This is a genomic window from Pseudomonas sp. S3_A09, assembly GCF_054668065.1.
The window spans coordinates 5,248,124-5,267,615 of record NZ_CP162752.1 but is presented as its reverse complement, the minus strand read 5'-3'; the positions used below and the strand labels follow the sequence as shown (position 1 = coordinate 5,267,615).

At 58.0% G+C, this 19,492-nt stretch carries 16 protein-coding genes; 11 read left to right on the top strand and 5 right to left on the bottom strand.

Translation table 11 applies throughout. From position 1 onward, the window contains the following. The first annotated feature begins 27 nt into the window (after positions 1–27). Positions 28–5,145, top strand: coding sequence for a dermonecrotic toxin domain-containing protein (locus AB4N92_RS24590; RefSeq protein ID WP_236267200.1), 5,118 nt, complete (start codon positions 28–30; stop codon positions 5,143–5,145). 55 nt (positions 5,146–5,200) lie between these two features. Here AB4N92_RS24590 and AB4N92_RS24585 read toward each other — a convergent pair whose 3' ends face one another. Continuing rightward, positions 5,201–5,470, bottom strand: coding sequence for a PepSY domain-containing protein (locus AB4N92_RS24585; protein WP_010210833.1), 270 nt, complete (start codon positions 5,468–5,470; stop codon positions 5,201–5,203). Positions 5,471–5,612: 142 nt separating this feature from the next. On the opposite strand from AB4N92_RS24585, the gene AB4N92_RS24580 reads away from it, so the two are divergent. From AB4N92_RS24580 to AB4N92_RS24550, 7 genes are all read left to right on the top strand, one after another. Beyond that, positions 5,613–6,608: a FecR family protein gene (locus AB4N92_RS24580; RefSeq protein ID WP_236267201.1), complete on the top strand. Its 996-nt coding sequence runs from the start codon at positions 5,613–5,615 to the stop codon at positions 6,606–6,608. 329 nt (positions 6,609–6,937) lie between these two features. Next, on the top strand, positions 6,938–7,387 hold the full coding sequence (locus tag AB4N92_RS24575) for a hypothetical protein (protein WP_021491793.1): 450 nt from the start codon (positions 6,938–6,940) through the stop codon (positions 7,385–7,387). Then, on the top strand, positions 7,387–7,938 hold the full coding sequence (locus AB4N92_RS24570) for an adhesin (RefSeq protein ID WP_198581605.1): 552 nt from the start codon (positions 7,387–7,389) through the stop codon (positions 7,936–7,938). Before AB4N92_RS24575 ends, AB4N92_RS24570 begins: the two co-directional genes overlap by 1 nt. A gap of 67 nt (positions 7,939–8,005) precedes the next feature. Then, complete coding sequence (locus AB4N92_RS24565) at positions 8,006–8,743, top strand: hypothetical protein (RefSeq protein ID WP_010210840.1); 738 nt, start codon at positions 8,006–8,008, stop codon at positions 8,741–8,743. 61 nt (positions 8,744–8,804) lie between these two features. Then, positions 8,805–9,485, top strand: coding sequence for a C39 family peptidase (locus tag AB4N92_RS24560; RefSeq protein WP_010210841.1), 681 nt, complete (start codon positions 8,805–8,807; stop codon positions 9,483–9,485). Positions 9,486–9,525: 40 nt separating this feature from the next. Continuing rightward, positions 9,526–10,269, top strand: a complete 744-nt coding sequence (locus AB4N92_RS24555; RefSeq protein ID WP_021491794.1) for a hypothetical protein — start codon at positions 9,526–9,528, stop codon at positions 10,267–10,269. A gap of 50 nt (positions 10,270–10,319) precedes the next feature. After that, on the top strand, positions 10,320–11,621 hold the full coding sequence (locus tag AB4N92_RS24550) for a transporter (RefSeq protein ID WP_021491795.1): 1,302 nt from the start codon (positions 10,320–10,322) through the stop codon (positions 11,619–11,621). Positions 11,622–11,729: 108 nt separating this feature from the next. Here AB4N92_RS24550 and AB4N92_RS24545 read toward each other — a convergent pair whose 3' ends face one another. Further along, the gene (locus AB4N92_RS24545) at positions 11,730–13,055 is read right to left on the bottom strand and encodes a sigma-54 dependent transcriptional regulator (RefSeq protein WP_010210844.1); all 1,326 of its coding nucleotides are present in this window, start codon (positions 13,053–13,055) and stop codon (positions 11,730–11,732) included. A 342-nt stretch (positions 13,056–13,397) separates the two neighbouring features. Between AB4N92_RS24545 and AB4N92_RS24540 the strand changes: the two genes are divergently transcribed. Beyond that, on the top strand, positions 13,398–13,658 hold the full coding sequence (locus AB4N92_RS24540; RefSeq protein ID WP_010210845.1) for a hypothetical protein: 261 nt from the start codon (positions 13,398–13,400) through the stop codon (positions 13,656–13,658). A 66-nt stretch (positions 13,659–13,724) separates the two neighbouring features. Here the strand turns inward: AB4N92_RS24540 and AB4N92_RS24535 are convergent, their stop codons facing one another. The 3 genes from AB4N92_RS24535 to gnd are packed head-to-tail and all read right to left on the bottom strand — an operon-like array spanning position 13,725 to position 17,049. Then, a complete protein-coding gene (locus AB4N92_RS24535) occupies positions 13,725–14,549 on the bottom strand; it encodes an HAD family hydrolase (protein ID WP_183701701.1) in 825 nt (274 codons plus the stop codon). Continuing rightward, a complete protein-coding gene (gene zwf / locus AB4N92_RS24530) occupies positions 14,546–16,069 on the bottom strand; it encodes a glucose-6-phosphate dehydrogenase (protein WP_460128487.1) in 1,524 nt (507 codons plus the stop codon). Before zwf ends, AB4N92_RS24535 begins: the two co-directional genes overlap by 4 nt. Beyond that, complete coding sequence (gnd, locus tag AB4N92_RS24525) at positions 16,066–17,049, bottom strand: phosphogluconate dehydrogenase (NAD(+)-dependent, decarboxylating) (RefSeq protein WP_021491799.1); 984 nt, start codon at positions 17,047–17,049, stop codon at positions 16,066–16,068. Before gnd ends, zwf begins: the two co-directional genes overlap by 4 nt. Positions 17,050–17,334: 285 nt before the next feature. On the opposite strand from gnd, the gene AB4N92_RS24520 reads away from it, so the two are divergent. Beyond that, on the top strand, positions 17,335–17,499 hold the full coding sequence (locus tag AB4N92_RS24520; RefSeq protein ID WP_010210850.1) for a DUF6026 family protein: 165 nt from the start codon (positions 17,335–17,337) through the stop codon (positions 17,497–17,499). 161 nt (positions 17,500–17,660) lie between these two features. Continuing rightward, complete coding sequence (locus AB4N92_RS24515) at positions 17,661–19,412, top strand: phosphoethanolamine transferase CptA (RefSeq protein WP_010210852.1); 1,752 nt, start codon at positions 17,661–17,663, stop codon at positions 19,410–19,412. Positions 19,413–19,492 lie beyond the last annotated feature (80 nt).

Genomic DNA, 19,492 nt, shown 5'->3' with positions numbered 1-19,492 from the left:
GCCTCCGCACCTTTGAGGGTCCACCCTATGAGTCAGGTACAACCGCCTTACTTTTTTCCTGAAGTCCTGCGTTCGGTCTGGAAGGAACGCGATCGCGAACGACACTTTGGCATTGATGCCAACGACAGGGGGTTCTTGCGCAATCTGCCTTTGAGCAGCCATGAGGTACGGGGCAAGCAGGTGCCCCCCATGATCGCCCAGACGCTTTGGCTGAACAAAAACAGCCCGACCGAGCAGGAACTGGTGGGCAGTTTCATGATGAGTTCAACAGGCACCTACACCCGCGCCTTTCTCTACACGCCCTATGGCGGGCTGGAAAAATTCGACAGTCGGACTCTGTTGCTAAGTGAGTTGACTGAACGCCTCAAGACGCCGGCCAAAGCCGATGAGCTCTTGCAGTTCATTGCGCTGGGCACGCGTTCGGGATTGAAGCTGTCATCCCCTCTGGTGCTGACACCAGTGGATATTGAGGGCGATGTATTTGACCAGCAGAGAAAAGCCGTGGAGCAGCAGCAAACGCTCAACCTGCAAGCCGTGCTCGCCGAGCTGGTGAAATTGCCCAGCCTCGACATGATGCTCCAGTCGCTGCTCAGGTCGGTCTTCCACCCACTCTTCCCCGGGCTTGAGCCCAGCCAAACCCGAATCAACTTGTTCAAATTGCTATCCACCGAAGGGAAGCCACGGCAGTGGGTCAATTCGCTGTCGATCAGCGAGGCGCTCCTGATGCTTTACCGTCAGCAAGCCTGGCCGGCGGGGCAGACCCGCGAGTACTCCCATCCCTACGCCATCACCGCCGCCAACAACGCAACCCGCTGGGAAGATGGCCTGAAGCAGGCATCAGAACAATTGTCGTCGTTCTTGCAGAATACCCTTGAGACGTTTTGGAACACAGAGTCGCCAAACGGCACCTCACGCCGTGAATTCCTGGCACACACCATGGCGCACAAGGCTCGGATCGACCTACTGTTCAAACGCCAGAGTGAAATCATTACGCCTGAACACGCCGATAAACTGGCCGCGCTTTACCTTCCGGACGGCGCGCCGCGCTCCCACGCCAGTGACGGATTACGTGTCGAGACGGTGAGGTTCTGGGAGCGCGCGTCTCACTTCGTCGAACTGACCAATTCGGTGATGATCAGCGATGTGCAGACCTGGTTTTACTCGCCGCCCAAGGGGCTGCAGGTACTGGCCGATCACGACGACCTGATTCATACCCTGAAGGCAATGGTTAAGGCCCCGGCCTATGAAGATGATGTCTACAACGCTCTGTCCCTGGAGGAGCGCCTGTGGTTTATCGGTTTCAACCAACCGTCGGTCAGCGGCAACCTCATCGTCGGCAACGTGTTTGAACACCTGATGGAGGGCATCATCGACAAACAGAAACAGAACCTGATCTACGTGCTCGGCCAATTCCGACGCGAACGCGGCGATATCAACCTCTCGGCGTTGCTGGATCATGCCATGGACGTGCGCTTCATGATCGATGACAAGCTCTTGACGCTGGACACTGCGCACCGCTGGACCACCCACTCAGTGTTGGCCGACCCGCTTCGGCCCATTTCGGTCGCCGCTAAACGAGCGGAGCAGGCGCATAAACAGTTGATTGATATCCCCGACGCGCTGGAGAACCTGGTCAAACCACTGCCGTCGATCACCGCCCCGCTGGCCGAAGCCTTGTCGAGCCGCGAGCGGCAGGCAGTCGACCCTGAACGGGTGTACATCAATCGCTACACCGACGATGCGCCCCCCTACCCCCTTGTGCTGCCACTGGACAGCCATAGCCTGGCGGATCATTTCGCCGCACGTCTGGCCGAAGGGGCTGGCCCGGTCCCTGAAACCCGCCATTACGGCGTTTACAAGCCAGACCACACCGCTTATGGGCAGCAACTGACTCATGTGGACGTGAGGTCGCTCAATCGGATCGTCAATCAGGTGTTGGCCCACTACAAAGAGCAGGGCATCCACGACGCCCCCCGTAAACATCTTCAGGACCTGCTACCGCAGATGGGGGTCATGATGTCCAACGCGATACGCCACCAGGCCTATCTGCGACGTCTTAACAAGACCCTGGACGCCAGGGATGAGGCCATCATTCAAGCCGTGTTTGACCCGTTCAACCCTGACCGTCGTCGACGGGAAGACCTGGAAGGGTTTATCCCCGATGCCTATCGCATCACCGTCCAACGCGATGAAGAAGCACTGCGGCACAGCCTGGCCAATTGCCTGATGATCACCGAGCGCGGTGGACTTGATCACCAGCATTCGGGTCGCGCCATTCTCTGGACACCGGCCTGGGGCCTGGAAAGTTTCGTTTCTCCCTCCGTGGCAAAACAACAGCTTGAGGAGCGCCTGAGCGACCCCTGCGCGTGCTTGGCACTGTTGGAAAACCTGGACCCGCGCCAACGCCAGCCGCATGCCAACTACAGCTTGGGGGCATTCTGGCTGATCACCGAACCGATCAGCGAAAATCGCCAGCAGTCTTGGATCGACCACTACATCGCACAAAGGGCCCATTGGTTGGCACAGAAGCCAAATGGCAAAGCACTGTTAAATCTTATGGCGGTACTGCCTACCCCTGTCCTTGGGGGGGCTGCACAGCTCGCCCATCATTTTATGGCACAACGCTCACTACCCGCTTGGCTCGGCATGGCGAGCCCTGCTGAACAGCAGCACCATGCTGAGTTACTTGAGCAATATCGGCTCAACACCCTGGATCAAAAAGACTATCTGTATGAGTGTTCCTCGCTACGCCAGCGGGTTCACGACACGCTGAACGAGATGCTGGTGGACTATTCTGTTGACCCGGAAGACGTGTTTATCACGCCACGGCTTGCCATGGGTGGTCAACGACAGAACCTCACCGATTACGCCTTGGCCCACATCAATGAGCAGGCGAGTGCCTTCACTGTGGAGTCGGCGGTAACCCAACTGACCGAATCAACGATCCGGCCACTCCTGCTTAAATTGAACATCGCCCAGGCCACTCAGGACTACCTGAAAGAGAAACTAGCCTCAGGGCAACCAGGTGCACTGGAGCGTGAGCTGCGTTTTATCCGGCAATTACCCTGGCAACTGTTGCAACAGGCCCATGCGCTGAAACTGCAGGAGCGGTTATCGGAGGCTGGCTACAACCTGATTCGTCAGGTCTTCGACATGCCGGACGCCGTCGCCCGAGCCACGATTTCGGGCGCCACTGCAAGTATTCGGCCCCTTGAGATGATTGCGACACCTGGCGCCAGAATCGTCAAGGCACTGGGTCTTTACGTGATGGGTGCCGGTGCTACTGGGCCGTTGATTCTCTATGCGCCTTACTACCCAGGGCAGTGCTTCATGGAGTTCGAGCACCAGGCGCAGTTTCTCCTCCACCTGAATGCCCCAGGCATGCTGCAGGACTGGATCATCGCCCACCTGGAAGGCGCAGATAAGACGACGTATAAAAATTTGCTGATCAGCACAGCAGGTGCCACCTCCGACATCACCTTGGCCAATCACCCAATAAGAGGTCACGCCATCAAGCAGCTCTATCAGGACAACCAAGTGGTGATGGGGCGGATGCTGAAACACCAGCAGGACCCCGATGGCGCGGGTTTATGGGGCACCGTCAAAAGCCTCTTGAGCGGCGGCGTGCGGATCGTCGCGCAATTCTTGCCAGGAACGCTGCAGATACCGGTGGTGATCTGGCAGAGCTATAAACTGTTCAAAGACTCTGCCGAGGCACTGCAACAGCATCATTGGCAGGATGCACTGCGCTCATTCATTCTTGGTGTTGCAACAATGGCAAGGCTGGAGCGGCTGATGCGCACGCCAGCTCCCAAAGCAGCTCCCCCTGTCTACAAAGAAGTGAACGAACGCGATTTGAGCCCCTCCGACACAGTCGTCGCGCCGACCGTCAAGGACATCGACGTGATCGACCCCAGGCGCACACGCCTGCAAACCTACGAAACCAGCCAAGTGGCGTTGATAGATTTGAAAAAACAGGCGGAAACCGGCCTCTACGCTGCTGCCGACGGCAGGTCGCTCTACGGTGCCGTGGAGGGCAAGGTTTACCCGATCAAAAATAGCCCACAACTGAGGATCGCCGGCCTGTCCACCAACAGTGACGGCCCGCTGCTATCCCGTACCCCTCGGCAGCAACAGGTGCTGGCCCCGCATTATCACCCGCTGCAATACGGCCAAGCGATCACGCGGCTGGGTAATCATTATGTGACGCGTTTGAACGCCTCGCTTGACATGAATATCGAAGCGACTGGCATGGATGAAATTCGCCGAATCTACCCGATCAAGGCCCAGCAGATTATCGAGGCCCTGGACATCGCACGCCTCTACGCATTGCGCGCGATGCATAACCTGGTTCAACTCCGACGCCTGACGCCCGGCACACGCCTTGATGACTTCCTGAAGCGGCTGTTTGACGTCAAAAACGTTGATGCTGGCCTCCTGAAGAAAGTGCATGATGCCATCACCCCGCTGTGCAAAGCCTTGGTAGACCCGGACCTCGACGGGTGGGACACCTCACGTTTTGTGGTCGGGGCGAACAGAAATCCCTCGCAAAGGGTGATCGCGTTCACTGTCTCCGGCGACAGAAAAAACCAAGTGTTCTTTACCGAGCTGTTTTTTGATCAACAACTCCGGCACAAGTACATCACTCTGTTGACCGAACCCTTCAACATTGACGGCCATGCGCGAGCGGCCACACTGATTCACGAGTTCGCCCATCTCTACGCGCGCGCCGAAGATATCACCTACATAGAGGCGCGTCGGCCCTTCGCGGACCTGATTGACACCACGAATCAAAGAGGCAGGTTCGAACACACACTGTTGCAAGCCTTTCAGCACAACGTTCTGTCGCTGCGCACGCCGTTTAATCAGCTGTTCTCGCGTTGGTACCCTAGGTCCGGGAGCTCTGGCACCTCCGGCAACTCCGGTAATTGGGTCACCATGGACGCTTCCAACTCGGAAGATCTAGCCGCCAAGGCAATCCTGGAAACCACAGCCAGCACGAGCATTGATGAGGCACGTAGAGCATTTTTAGATACCGCATCAGCCGACAAACGCATTGACACGATTCTGCGCAACGCCGACTCCGTTGCCAGGCTTATTTGTGAAATGGGGCGCGCACTCGACCCTGAACAGGGTACGCGTTAAATGTTCCGGCGCCCCATTGGAGCTGGGAGCCCGAACGGGCTCCCGGCGGGCAGCGTCAGTCTTTCTGATCGCGCAGAACATTGCCCGACGCGCCATCAATACGCGCTTCATAGACTGTGCCGTCGGACTTGCGCCCTTTGACTTCCCAATAGCCATTGTCATCGGCTTCGGCCGCGTAAACCTCGACATAACCGGCCTTGGTCTTGGCGACTTCAATAGCCTTTTCAATGGTAATCCAGCCCGCCCCCGGTTTATCCGCCAGGGCTGCGCCAGCACTGAGCAGTGCAGTGGTTGCGCACACAGCGACTAAGGTTTTCTTCAGCATATTCGTTCTCCATTGTGGGAATGTCCTGAATTTTTTAGGCGCTCTCAAACAAGAATAAGTTCCAATTGATGTGCAATCGCCATGACGGCTGTTCTCGCCACCGGCCTGCGGAGGTTAGAATGTGGGAAATCAGGATGAGTCAATGACCGAAAAGTCCCTTTCAGAAGCCGAATACGACGCCATCACCGACGCTGCCGCGCATTGGTGCATGCGCCTGCACGCGGTTGATTGCACCGCGAGTGAACGTCGGGCTTTTGAACAATGGCACGATGCCCACCCGCTGCATGCTTTCGAGTACGCGGCCATGCTGGAAATCTGGGACGTCGCCGACCACCTGCCACGCAATGAACCCACGACAACGGTGGTGCCCTTCAAGCCCCGTCGTCGCCTGCGCACCTATGCGGTAGCGGCCGCGATCTGTCTGGTCGCCCTGCCCCTGGCGGCCTTTACCGGCTGGGAAGCGGGATGGCTGCCCAGTTCCTATGAACGCTTTGATGCCACCCATGGCCTGCGCCAGGTGACGCTCGGGGATGGCAGCCAGGTGGAACTCAACCTGGGCACCCAATTGGTCTATAGCAATTACAAAGACCAGCGCCGCGTAACGCTGAAGAAAGGCGAAGCGTTCTTCAAGGTCAGTCATGACACTGCGCATCCGTTTATCGTGCACGCCGGCGAAGGCCAGGTGCGGGTCACGGGCACTCAGTTCAACGTGTGGAAGTATGAAGACCAGGTGCGCGTGACGCTGCTCGAAGGCTCGGTGCAGATCTCCAGCGACAAAGTGCATGGCAGCGTGCCACTGACCCCTGGCATGCAGGCCAACTTCCAACACGGCGATGCCACGCCGCGCGTAAGGACGATGAGTCCCAACGACACGGCGCTGGCCTGGCGCCAGGGCAAGCTGATCCTCGACAACCTGGCCCTGGCCGACGCGCTACCGCTGATCAACCGCTACCTGAGCAAACCGGTGATGCTCGCCGACGCCAACACCGGCACGATCCGCATCGGCGGCATCTACAACATCAACGAGGTCAACAACCTCGTTCCCTCCCTGCCCAAGGTTCTGCCGGTCTACCTGACCCAGAACCAGGACGGCAACCCCGTACTCAATTCCATCCCGCGTAAAGCACCGAAAGGCTGAGCCATTGCCTACAGGCACAGGGTTCTGTGCGCGTGGAGTGTACGTTTTTTTAACACACTGTCGGCCTGAATCGCCCGTGCGGAGCGGATTCATGGTTTTGTCATGGACAGTGTTTCAACACTGATACAGCGGGATGAAACGTTTGTGCGATGACAGAAGTGCAAGGGTTCCACTTGGCGCTGTCTCACGGATGAAACAGCCGTGACATCACTTTGCCCCACAAAAAACCTAACCCCATGAATAATCAAGACAAATAGAAAGCGGCACGGCTTCTGCTCTATCCCTTACAGCGCTGTTTAGGGTCAGCGCGAAGCATAAGGAAGACCGCCGTGATCACACTCAATCAAGCGTCGCTGAACGTATTGCTGATCAGCTGTTTACTCAGTGCCGGCATCAGTGTTCCGAGCTTTGCGGGTGACGGCGTTATTGTGACGGGCCGCGACGTACAAGGGCACATGTACGGTCGACCTTCATTCGGCAAAGACCCCTACCCAACCACGGCTAACGCAAATCCAAGCCGGGACATCATCAGCGCCACCGGCGAACTCAGTGATTCGGCGATTGGCGGCATCAGCAGCGGCTCAAGCATTGCCCGCTCGATTCAGTCCACCAGCAACCTGAACCACTTGACCGCCACCCAAAACGGCATGTCGACCCTGGGTGCCGGCTCGGCAGCCGGTCATGGTGCGGGCAGCAGCATGGGCGGGCAGATCAGCGACTCGATCCAGCGTGGCATGGCGCCCCTGAACAACATCGGCAGCATGATGGGGGGCAAATAATGAACCGTTCGTTGCTCATTCTGGCCCTGCTGGGCAGCGCCGCGGCCATGGCCGACAACACTGCGGTGATCAACAACAGCGGCAAAGACTATGTCGGCAACGTGATGATCAATCAGGCGGCGGGCAACCAACAGCAATCGGCCAACAATCGCGCCGTAGCGCTCGGGGGCCAGGCCTCCACCCGCACTGTCCAGAATATGGATGGCAAGGTCGACCCCGCCCTGAGCGCCAAGGCGACGATCGAGGGCACTTCTTTTACCAATGGCAACGGCATGCTGGGCATCAACCAGTCGGTCGGGGCCAATAACCAATCAATCAATGCCGTGCGGATCAGCCTCAACCCTGGCCCGCAAAGCATCGACGACAGCGTCCTGTTGCAACAGAACACGACGACGCTGGCAACCGACTCAGGGCTCACCCCCACCACTGGCAGCCGCCAGGTCGTGACAAGCGACCAGGCCTTCACCGGCAGCCGAGGAGTGATTCAGGTGAACCAGAGTGCCGGGGTGGGGAACCGAGTGGCTAACACCTTGGGCATCACTATCAAGTAACAGCTTGGTAGCACACGTTAGACCGTACCAACACTTAACCAACTAATTAGAAGCAAGGAGAAACACCATGAAACCTCAAATGGCTCTGAAACCACTGGTTTTCGCTCTCGCCGCACTCATGGCTGCTGCTGCTCAAGCAAATGGCTGGCACCCTGCGCCTCAACCAACCGGTGTTGTTGCCTCTGTCGTGACAGACGTACAAAACAGCGCAGGCAACCGCTTCGACGACACCAACACCGAAAACAACGCCTCTGCCGATGATTCGGTTAATAGCAACAGCGGTAACACCGGTGTGAACGCTCAGGCTGGCAGTGGCAACCAGGCAGACAACTCTGGCGCCATCTCCAGTGCCAAAGGTGACTATGCAAGCGTGTTCGCCGTGGTCGATGTGAATCAAAACAGCGGTCTGAACAACTTCGTTAACAAAGGCACGCAAAACAATGCCTCCCTGGACAACTCGGTTAACGGCAACTCCGGTAACGTCGGTTACAACGGCCAAGCCGGTCAAGGCAACCAAGGTAAAAACAACCTGGCAATCACCACCGCTGATGGCAAAAACATCGCAGCGGCCGCCAACACCGAGCAAAACTCGCTCGCCAACAGCTACCTCAACACCGCTACTTCCGGGTATGGCCATTATGGCAAACCTCAGTACGTATCGAACAACTCCAGCCTCAACAACTCGGTTAACCGCAACTCCGGCAACACAGGTGTAAACCTGCAATCCGGCGCCGGCAACCAAGGCAGCAACAGCCTGTCGATCGGTCAAGGTTGCACCGTTTGCACCAGCGGCGTGCGCTTCTGATCCAATCGGGCCTTGGCAACAAGGCCCTTTTTTATTCCAGTGTCCAACAGGTCACACGATCATGCGCCTCGCGACCCTTACCCTCCTGATGTTGCTCACCGGCCCAACCTGGGCAGGCACCATGGCGATCTCCGCCATGCCTGGCGGTGCAGTCATCTACAAGAAGGTCGAGAGTATCCGTGAACGCCGGTTCGCCAACCTGGTGGAACAGAAAACCGATTTCAGCTGCGGTGCTGCGGCACTCGCCACCATCCTGCGCCAGGGCTATTGGCTGGACGTAGACGAAGACCACGTCATCAAAGGCATGCTGGTCAATGCAGACCAAGACCTGGTACGTACCCAGGGTTTTTCCATGCTGGACATGAAGCGCTACCTCGAAAGCATCGGCATGCGTGCCCGGGGTTACAAGATCGGGCCAGAGACCCTGGTGACCGTGAAAATCCCTGTGGTGGTGCTGCTGGAGATTCGTGGCTACAAGCACTTCGTGGTGTTACAGCGCGCGGACAAGGACTGGGTCTATATCGGCGACCCGGTGCTGGGCCATAAACGCTATTCACACGACGACTTCGTCAAAGGCTGGAATGGCATTGTCTTCGCCATCCTGGGTGAAGGTTACGACAAGGCCAACGCCTTGCTCGACCCACCCACACCGCTGACCGCCAAAAACCAGATGAATGAGTTCAGGCCCGTAGGCGATGCAGAGCTGATGGATTTCGGTTTCATCCAGAGCGACTTCTTTTAACAGAAGCGCAATAAGGGGCAGGACGCTCCAGGAGCAGCAGATGAACACTTCCCGTTGGCTGACGGTCTTGTGTCTGGCAGCCTCAATGCCCGCTTATGCTTCATCGGGGTTTAAACCGATCGAACTCAAGGATTCGGAAATGGCCGAGTTGCGCGGTCGATATGTGATGCCGGGGCGGATTATCAGCTTCGGCATCGTCATGAGCAGCACGTTTCAAAACGCTGCCGGAGACATCATCAAGGGCACGGCAAGCATGCAGGTCGACGCGTCCACCATCACACCGCAATTCTATGTACAAACCACCGGCTCATCAGGTTCAGGCACGAACCAGGGGCCGGGCACCGGCACCGTGACCGGCGGAGCAGGCCTGGGCAGTGGCCAAGGCGTCACTCAGAGCGTACGTACAGCCGGTGACGGTAATACGGGCTACAACAATGTAGGTATCAACGTGACTGAAAATGGCTTGGCCCCCACGAATGTCGTGCAATCCGGGCAGGTACTGCTGGCAGGTGGAATAGTCAACGGCACCAGCGCTGCGGGCGATATTGCTGTTTCGGCGAGAAACGGCGGCCTGCAGATGGCGATCCAGTCCAAGAATAATCAAGGCAACAGCCTCCAACAAATCGGTGGCGGTAATCTGGGCCAGGCCATCGTCCTGACCGGTAATGCCAACTTCGTCACCAATATGACCCAACTCAATGTGGTGATGAATAACGGCCTGAACAACCCGGCGTTGAACTGCAACCTGGATCAACTCAAAGGCCTACGCACTCTCGGTTATTGAACTACGCTGACCCTCGGCACTTTCGCATTCAGAACAGGACGGCTTATTTCATGCATCGATCGTTATCGCTACGTGCGGTGGTCTGTTTAAGTACGCTGTTGCCCGCATCCGTGTTGTATGCCGCGCCAGACGCCGATATCGAGACCCTCAAACAGGAACTTCTGGAACTCAAGCAGCGGTACGATGTACAGCAAAAAGCCCTGGCGGTGTTAGAGCAACGGGTGCGCCAGGTGGAGGACCAACCCGCGGCACCCGCGCCCAAGCGCCTGGCCAAGTCCCCGGCAGACTTCAAGAAAGGTGGCACGACCGTGGCAGGTACGGGCGCAGCAGCAGCCTCTGGTGGTGCAGGTGGTGGCGGCAGTTCTTACGGTCAGTCACTCAAGGACGACTCAGCCCCTGCACAAAGCGTGAGCAACCTCTATAACGAGGCCAGCGGCTTTTTCGGCAACGGCAAGTTCAGCGTTGAAACCGGTATCACCTACGCGCGTTACGATGCCCGCCAGCTCACCCTCAACGGCTTCCTGGCGTTGGACTCTATCTTCCTCGGCAATATCAACCTGGACCGGATCAAAGCCGATAGCTGGACCCTGGACCTGACCGGTCGCTACAACGTCGATAACCGTTGGCAGTTCGACGTCAACGTGCCGGTGGTGTACCGCGAATCGACCTACCAATCGAGCGGCGCCGGCAATGATGCCACTGCCACCTCTGAAGCAGACGTCAGCCGCGATCCAACCATCGGTGACGTGAACTTCGGCGTGGCGTACAAATTCCTCGATGAAACCCCTACCTTGCCGGACGCGGTGGTTTCGGTACGCGTCAAGGCGCCGACCGGTAAAGAACCCTTCGGCATCAAGCTGGTCAGGCAAACTACCAACGACAACCTCTATGTACCGGAAAGCCTGCCGACCGGTAACGGTGTCTGGTCGATCACACCGGGCATCTCGCTGGTCAAGACCTTCGACCCGGCCGTGCTGTTTGGCTCGCTTTCGTACACCCATAACTTCGAAGATTCGTTTGACGACATCAGCAGTGACGTCAATCAGAAGGTCGGCGGCAAAGTCAGGCTGGGCGACAGCTTCCAGCTCGGCGTCGGTGTAGCCTTCGCCCTGAACGAAAAGATGAGTATGTCGTTCTCGGTCTCCGACCTGATACAGCGCAAGAGCAAGCTCAAGCCTGACGGTGGGGACTGGCAGTCGGTGGTGTCCAGCGATGCCAACGCAGGCTACTTCAACGTGGGCATGACCATTGCGGCGTCGGATAACCTGACGATTGTGCCGAACCTGGCGATCGGGATGACGGATGATGCGCCGGACTTTACGTTCAGCCTGAAATTCCCTTATTACTTCTAACTGAAACGACGGTATTCGCCAACAAGCTCGCGCCTACTACGGGTAGTCGAAACAAGGAAAAGCCCCGCAACGATAAGGGTCGTTGCGGGGCTTTTCGGTTTACCCGCCCTAGCGGATCTGGTGTTTGTGCAGCAACCGGTAGAACGTGGGTCGGGAAACCCCCAGTACACGGGCCGCCACACTCAAGTTGTCACTGTGCCGGTTGAGCACGTCGCACAGCGCCTGACGTTCGGCGCGGTGCTTGTAGTCTTCCAGTGTAGCCATCGGCGGCGAAATTGCCTGTTGACCCTGCAATCCCAGATCAACGGCTTCTATCTGCCGTCCTTCGGCCAAGACCAGCCCACGGCGTACGCGATTGGCCAGCTCACGGACGTTGCCTGGCCAGGCGTGCTCACCCATTGCGACCAACGCATCGTCACTGAAACTGCGTGGGCGGCGGCCGGTTTCCTGGCTGTAGAAACGTGAAAAGTGGTTGGCCAACATCGCTATGTCGCCATGCCGTTCACGCAGAGGCGCGGTGACCACTTGCAGGACATTGAGCCGGTAGTACAAGTCTTCGCGGAAAGTGCCCTTCTCTACGGCGGCTTCAAGGTCGACGTGAGTCGCCGCCAATACCCGCACGTCCACCGGAATCGGCTGGCTGCCCCCCACTCGCTCGATCTGTTTTTCCTGAAGAAAGCGCAGCAGGTTGGCCTGTAGCTCCATCGGCAGATCGCCGATTTCATCGAGAAACAGGGTGCCGCCGTTGGCCGCTTCAATCCGCCCGATCTTGCGCTGGTGTGCACCGGTAAACGCGCCCTTCTCATGCCCGAACAATTCGGATTGGATCAAGTGTTCAGGGATCGCCCCGCAATTGATCGCCACAAATGGTTTGGCGTGACGTTGGGATTGGCGGTGCAGGGTCTTGGCGACCAGTTCTTTACCGGTGCCGCTGTCGCCACGGATCAATACCGGGGATTCGGTGGGCGCCAGTTTGGAGAGCAATTTGCGCAGTTCGCGGATCGGTCGACTGTCTCCCAGCAGCTCATGCTCGGGTTCATCCACCGCTGTGTAGCCCTTGCCACGCAGGCGTGCCATGCCAAACGCGCGGCCCAGGGTGACCTGTACGCGAGCCACATCGAAGGGCAAGGTATGGAAATCGAAGAACCACTCGCAGACGAAGTCACCGACGTTCTGCAGGCGTAGCACGTCTTGGCTGAGCACCGCGATCCACTCAGTGCCGCTGCGGCTGATCAGTTCTTTGACCGCTTCAGGACGTTCCAGGTGATAGGGCTGCAGGCGCAACAGGCCGACATCGCAAGACCGGTCACCGACCCCTTCCAAGGTGCAGCTGTCGACTTCCCACCCCGCCGCACGCAAACCGGGCAGCAGCCCGTGGCAGTCGTCACAGGGATCAACCACTAGCAATCGACGTTGAACGGGGGGTCCACCCATGACTGTTCCTTGGCGTCAACATTGTTAAAGTTATTTAGAAACAATAGTTTGTGACGTCTGCCGCTTACCCTAGCAAGGTTTTGACGCTGGCCTTGTATCGTTTCGCTATAAGTCGGGGCAAAAAGCCATCAGCCGGTGTTCAGACTGAAAAAGTTAGGCGTCGACGAGACTTCCATTCAGCTTTCAAAACAGCCGCTTACATGACGTTAATCACTAAATATCGAAAATAGTTGCTTTAACATGTGACCCGTACCCCGCCATCGTGCATCAGTACAAGTAACCCGCCGCACGGTCAGCCCAACCGCCGGCACTCACTTGAATGGGCAATGAGAGAGAACCCACATGAACGCCCCGCTCCGCATCAACGAAGCTCTTTTGATCGCAGACCGTGCCTTCCAGCCCTTTCAGTGCGTGGCCTGGCATGACGGCAATGGCGCCCTCAGCCTGAGCGTCATCGACCGAACCAATACCCGTATTGGTAGCAAACAACTGTCGTCGAGTGCTTATACCGACCCGGCACAACTTGAAGACTTGCTGTTGCAGGCCCGTGCCGAACTCGATAAAAGTGGCTACCAGTTGCAATCGTGGGCAATGCCTAAGTAATCCGCCACTGCAACTTGCGCTTATCGGTTTAGATCAGCGCAAGTTCAGTGTTAAAACGCGCGACGCTTATTGAGCAGCCAGAATAAACCGCTCGATGGCCTCTGCGGCACCGTCCTCGACATTACTACCGGTTACCACGCTGGCCTGACGCTTGACGGTTTCTTCAGCCTGGCCCATGGCAATCGACAACCCGGCCACCTGAAACATGGCAGGGTCATTGCCGCCATCCCCTATAGCCACGGTCTGCTCCATGGCGATGCCGAGGTGCGCCGCCAAGGTTTTCAAGGCCTCGCCCTTGTTGGCCAACATTGCAGTCACGTCCAGGTACACCGGCTGTGAACGCGACACCTGGGCCAACCCCTGCACCTTGGGCTGCAACTGCGCCTCTAGCTCCACCAGCAACTGCGTGTTGTTGCTGGCCGCGACAATCTTGTCCACACGGTCCAGGTAGGGTTCAAAGCTCTCCACCACGACCGGCCCGTAGCCCAGTCCCTCAGCCTCGCGCGGCTCCATCGGCCCTGCCGGGTCGCGGCGCAACCAGTCGCCGTCAGCAAACACCCAGACCTCCACCTCCGGCTCAGCCGAGAACAACGCCAACGTCACCAGCGCCGCCTCCGCCGGCAGATGATGGGCAACCAGAATGCTGCCATCGGGATGGATCAGCGTACCGCCGTTAAAACCAGCGACGGGCACGTCGATGCCGAAGGTTTCGATCAAGTGCAGCATGGCCTTGGGTGGACGCCCGCTGGCCAGGCTGAAAAACACCCCGCTGTCACGCAAGGCACGCACCGCGTCGGCGGTGCGTTGGCTGAGGCTGTGATCCGGATGCAGCAACGTGCCGTCCACATCACTGAGGATAAAACGGATGGGATGGATCGCGGCATCACTCATCCGAGGCTATGCCAGGTGCGGCCGTCACGGGCCAGCAAGGCGTCGGCGGCAGCCGGACCATCTTCACCGGCCTTGTAGGTCTGGATCCCATCGTCTTCCTTCCATGCATCAAGGAATGGCTGCACTGCACGCCAGCCGTTCTCGATGTTGTCTGCGCGCTGGAACAAGGTCTGGTCGCCGGTCATGCAGTCATAGATCAGGGTTTCATACCCCGTCGACGGCTGCATTTCGAAGAAGTCCTTGTAGGCAAAACCCAGCTGGATGTTGGCCATGTCCAGGGTCGGCCCGGGCTTTTTCGCCAACAGGTCAAACCACATGCCTTCATTGGGCTGGATCTGGATCTTCAAATAGGTGGGCTTGAGCTCATCCACCTCAGTATCGCGAAATTGCGCGTAGGGCGCATGCTTGAAGCAGATGACGATTTCGGTGTCGCGCACACTCATGCGCTTGCCGGTGCGCAGGTAGAACGGCACGCCGACCCAGCGCCAGTTGTCGATCATCACCTTGAGGGCGACGAAAGTTTCGGTGCTGCTGTCCGGGGCGACATTCGCCTCTTCGCGATAGCCCGGCAGCGACTTGCCGCCGATTTCACCGGCGGTGTACTGCCCGCGCACCGAATTGGCCCGTGCATCTTCAAGCGACCAAGGGCGCACCGCGCCAATCACCTTGGCCTTTTCACCCCGTACGGCATCGGCGCCGAAGGCAGCGGGAGGCTCCATGGCCACCATCGCCAGCAACTGGAACAGGTGGTTGGGCACCATGTCGCGCAGAGTGCCGGTCTTCTCGAAGAAATTGCCACGGGTTTCAACGCCGACGGTTTCAGCGGCGGTGATTTGCACATGGTCAATGTAATGGTTGTTCCAGAACGCTTCGAACAGCACGTTGGAGAAACGGCTGATGAGGATGTTCTGCACCGTTTCCTTGCCCAGGTAATGGTCGATGCGATAGATCTGCTTCTCGCTCATCACCTTGAGCAGGCTGGCGTTCAGCGCCTCAGCGGTGGCCAGGTCGGAGCCAAAGGGCTTCTCGATGACCACGCGGCGAAAGCCGTCTTCGGTTTCCGTGAGCAGGCCGGCGCTGCCCAGGCGCTGCACCACGTCGCTGAAGAAGCGCGGAGCAGTGGCCAGGTAGAACACCGCGTTGCCGGTCCCGCTGTCAGCGATCTTCTTGCCGATGTCGGCATAGGTGCTGTCATCGAGGAAATCCCCCTCGACGTAGCTGATGCCCTTGGCCAATTGCGCCCACCGCTCAGGGTCCAGGGCGTTTTCACCACTTCCCTTGACCTTGCTCGCTGCTTCGGTGCGAATGAAGTCTTCGAGTTTCTTGGCGAAATCGGCGTCGCTGATGGCGTTGTGGTCAACGCCGACAATACGCAGGCCGTCGCCCAGCAGGCCATCACGACTGAGGTTGTACAGCGCCGGCATGAGCAGGCGCTTAACGAGGTCACCATGGGCACCAAACAGAAACAGCGTGGTGGGTGGAGCGGGTTCGGCCTTGGGTTTCTTGCCGTTGGCGGTCATTTTTTGGAAGTCTCCACATGACCACCAAAGCCGAAGCGCATGGCAGAAAGCATTTTGTCACCGTAGGTGCTCTGCTGACGCGAACGGAAGCGTGCGAACAGCGAGGTGGACAGCACCGGCACCGGCACGGCTTGCTCCATGGCCGCTTCGATGGTCCAGCGGCCTTCGCCACTGTCGGCAACCGAGCCGGAATAGCCGTCGAGTTTCGGGTCGGTGGCCAAGGCGTCAGCGGTCAGGTCCAGCAGCCAGGAAGACACCACGCTGCCACGGCGCCAGACTTCAGCGATATCGGCCACATTCAGGTCGAAGCGCTGGTCTTCGGGCAGGTTTTCCGAGTTCTTGGTCTTGAGAATGTCAAAGCCTTCGGCGAACGCCTGCATCATGCCGTACTCGATGCCGTTGTGGATCATCTTGACGAAGTGCCCGGAACCCGCAGGGCCTGCGTGGATATAGCCTTGCTCGGCGCGCGGGTCAGCGCTGTCTGAGCGATCCTTGGTGCGCGGGATGTTGCCCAGGCCAGGGGCCAGACTCTTGAAGATAGGATCGAGGCGCTGCACGGTCTCGGCGTCGCCACCGATCATCATGCAGTAACCACGCTCCAGGCCCCAGACGCCGCCGGACGTGCCGACGTCGACATAGTGCAAGCCTTTTTCCGCCAGCGCCTTGGCCCGACGGACGTCGTCCTTATAGTTGGTGTTGCCGCCGTCGATGATTGCATCACCGTCTTCCAGCAGCGTACTCAATTCGTTGATGGTGTCTTCGGTCGGTGCGCCGGCTGGCAGCATCACCCACACGGTGCGCGGCTTCTGCAGCCCGGCAACCAGGGCCTTGAGATCGGCAACGCCGGTAGCGCCCTCTTCGCTCAGGCCTTTTACAAATGCTTCGTTACGGTCGTAAACAACGGTGGTATGCCCATTGAGCATCAGGCGCCGTGCAATATTCCCGCCCATGCGGCCTAGTCCGATAATCCCCAGTTGCATGTGCTGATGCTCCTAACTACTAAAAAATGTGTGACATAGTTTATAGCGCAATGAGGCTAATGAGGGTTAGTCCAGCGCGGATACCTGTAGTTTCATGGAAAAAAGTTGCCATCGTTTCACCATCACGGCACAAAAAGTCACAGGACCATCAAAAATAAAAAAGTTCCATTGCCCGCAAAAAGAATTCAGAATTAGCCTCGACTGCTGCCGAGAACCTCGACTCAAGCGTTCTGGCACACCGCGACATACCGGCTATTTGCGAGGTAAGCAATGAGCACTGCACAGATGAATCGTCCGCCACAGACCCTCTATGTCACCATTCGACGTGATGAGTTGCGCCAGTTGAAAGACGAACGCGAACAGCTGCAGCAGGAAGTCATGCGCCTGCGTTCGCACATCATCCAAGCCCAGTTGGACCAGCCCGCCGGCGTCCAGCCCGCACTCTGCTGAGTCTTGCGATCACTTTGTAAGATAACAGCTACAAAAATCTCACAAAGTTTTCACATACCTCTCCCGATACTCCCGCCCGAAGGGCCGCCCCATGCAAGGGTGGCCTCTGTTGCGCGCGCCCCTGCGCGTCAACTGAAAAAATTATCGGGTTGGAGCGCTGGATGGCGATGTTCAAACGCAGCACTACGTCTGCGAAAGGCTTTGATTGGGCCGGTCTTGGTTGGCTGTTTCTGTTCTTCTGGTACTTCTCGGGTATTACCCAACTGCTGATCCAACTGACCGGAACCTCCGGTTTCAGTGGCTTTCGCCAAGCCTTCTTCATGAGCGCGCTGTGGCTGGCGCCCATGTTGCTGTTCCCCCGCCGTACGCGCCTGCTCGCCGCGTTGATCGGCGTCGTGCTGTGGGCTTGCTCCATGGCCAGCCTGGGTTATTTCTTCATCTACCAGCAGGAATTTTCCCAAAGCGTCATCTTCATCATGTTCGAGTCGAACATTTCGGAAGCCGGTGAATACGCCACCCAGTATTTTGCCTGGTGGATCGTGCTGGCGTTCATCGCTCATACCGCCTTCGCCGTGTTCCTCTGGACCCGTTTGCGCCCGGTCTATCTGCCTCGCGGTCAGTCGATGCTCGCCGCGGCCGCCATTGTGCTGGCTGTGGTGGGTTATCCGCTGGTCAAGCAGATCGCCACCAGCGATAACATGGAACAGGCTATTGATCGCTTCGAAACCCGCATCGAGCCTGCCGTGCCATGGCAGATGATTGTTGCCTATCGCCGCTACACCGAACAGCTGGACAACATGCAAGGCATGCTGACCAGCGCCAGCCAGATCCCGCCCCTGAAAAACCTCAAGGACAGCATGGCTGGCCAGCCGTCAACGTTGGTATTGGTGATCGGCGAATCCACCAACCGCCAGCGCATGAGCCTCTACGGCTACCCACGCAACACCACGCCCGAACTGGACAAGCTGCGTGATCAACTGGCAGTGTTCGATAACGTCATCACACCGCGCCCCTACACCATCGAAGCACTGCAACAGGTGCTGACCTTTGCCGACGAAGAAAATCCGGACCTGTACCTCAAGACACCGTCGATTGTCAGCGTGATGAAGCAGGCCGGCTACAAGACCTACTGGATCACCAACCAGCAAACCATGACCAAACGCAACACCATGCTCACAACCTTTTCCGAACAGGCCGACGAGCAGGTGTACCTGAACAACAACCGCAACCAGAACGCTCGCCAGTACGACGGTGACGTGCTTGCCCCCTTCTCCAAGGCGCTGGCCGACCCCGCCGAACGCAAGTTCATCGTGGTGCACCTCTTGGGCACCCACATGAGCTACCAGTACCGCTATCCGCCGACCTTCGACAAATTCACCGATCGCCAAGGCGTACCGGAGGGCGTCAGCGATGCGCAGTTGCCGACCTATAACAGCTACGACAATGCCGTGCTGTACAACGACTTTGTGGTGTCGAGCCTGATCAAGGACTACGCCAAGACCGACCCCAATGGCTTCCTGTTGTACCTGTCGGACCATGGCGAAGACGTTTTCGACTCCGCCGGCCACACCACCTTGGGGCGCAACGAAGGCAAGCCGACGGCGCCGATGTACACCATCCCGTTCATGGCCTACGCCTCCCCCAAATGGCGCGAAAGCCACGACTGGAGTTTCGCCGGCGACCTGCAACGCCCGTACAGCAGCTCCCAACTGATCCACACCTGGGCGGACCTGGCGGGCCTGAGTTTCGATGAATGGGACCGCAGCAAGAGCCTGGTCAGCGACAGCTTCACGCCTCGCCCCTTGATGATCGGCAACCCCTACGAGCGTCAGCAGAAAGGCCTGATCGACTTCAGCCTGATCAAGCCGAAAAAGCGCACCACCGACGTGGTGCTACAAGAGCCCTTGCAATAGAAAGATAACAATCATTCTCGTTTAACCCTAAAGTTCCGCGCCTCCTTTCGTCTTTGAGCCAAGGCCTTCTTTTACTGAGA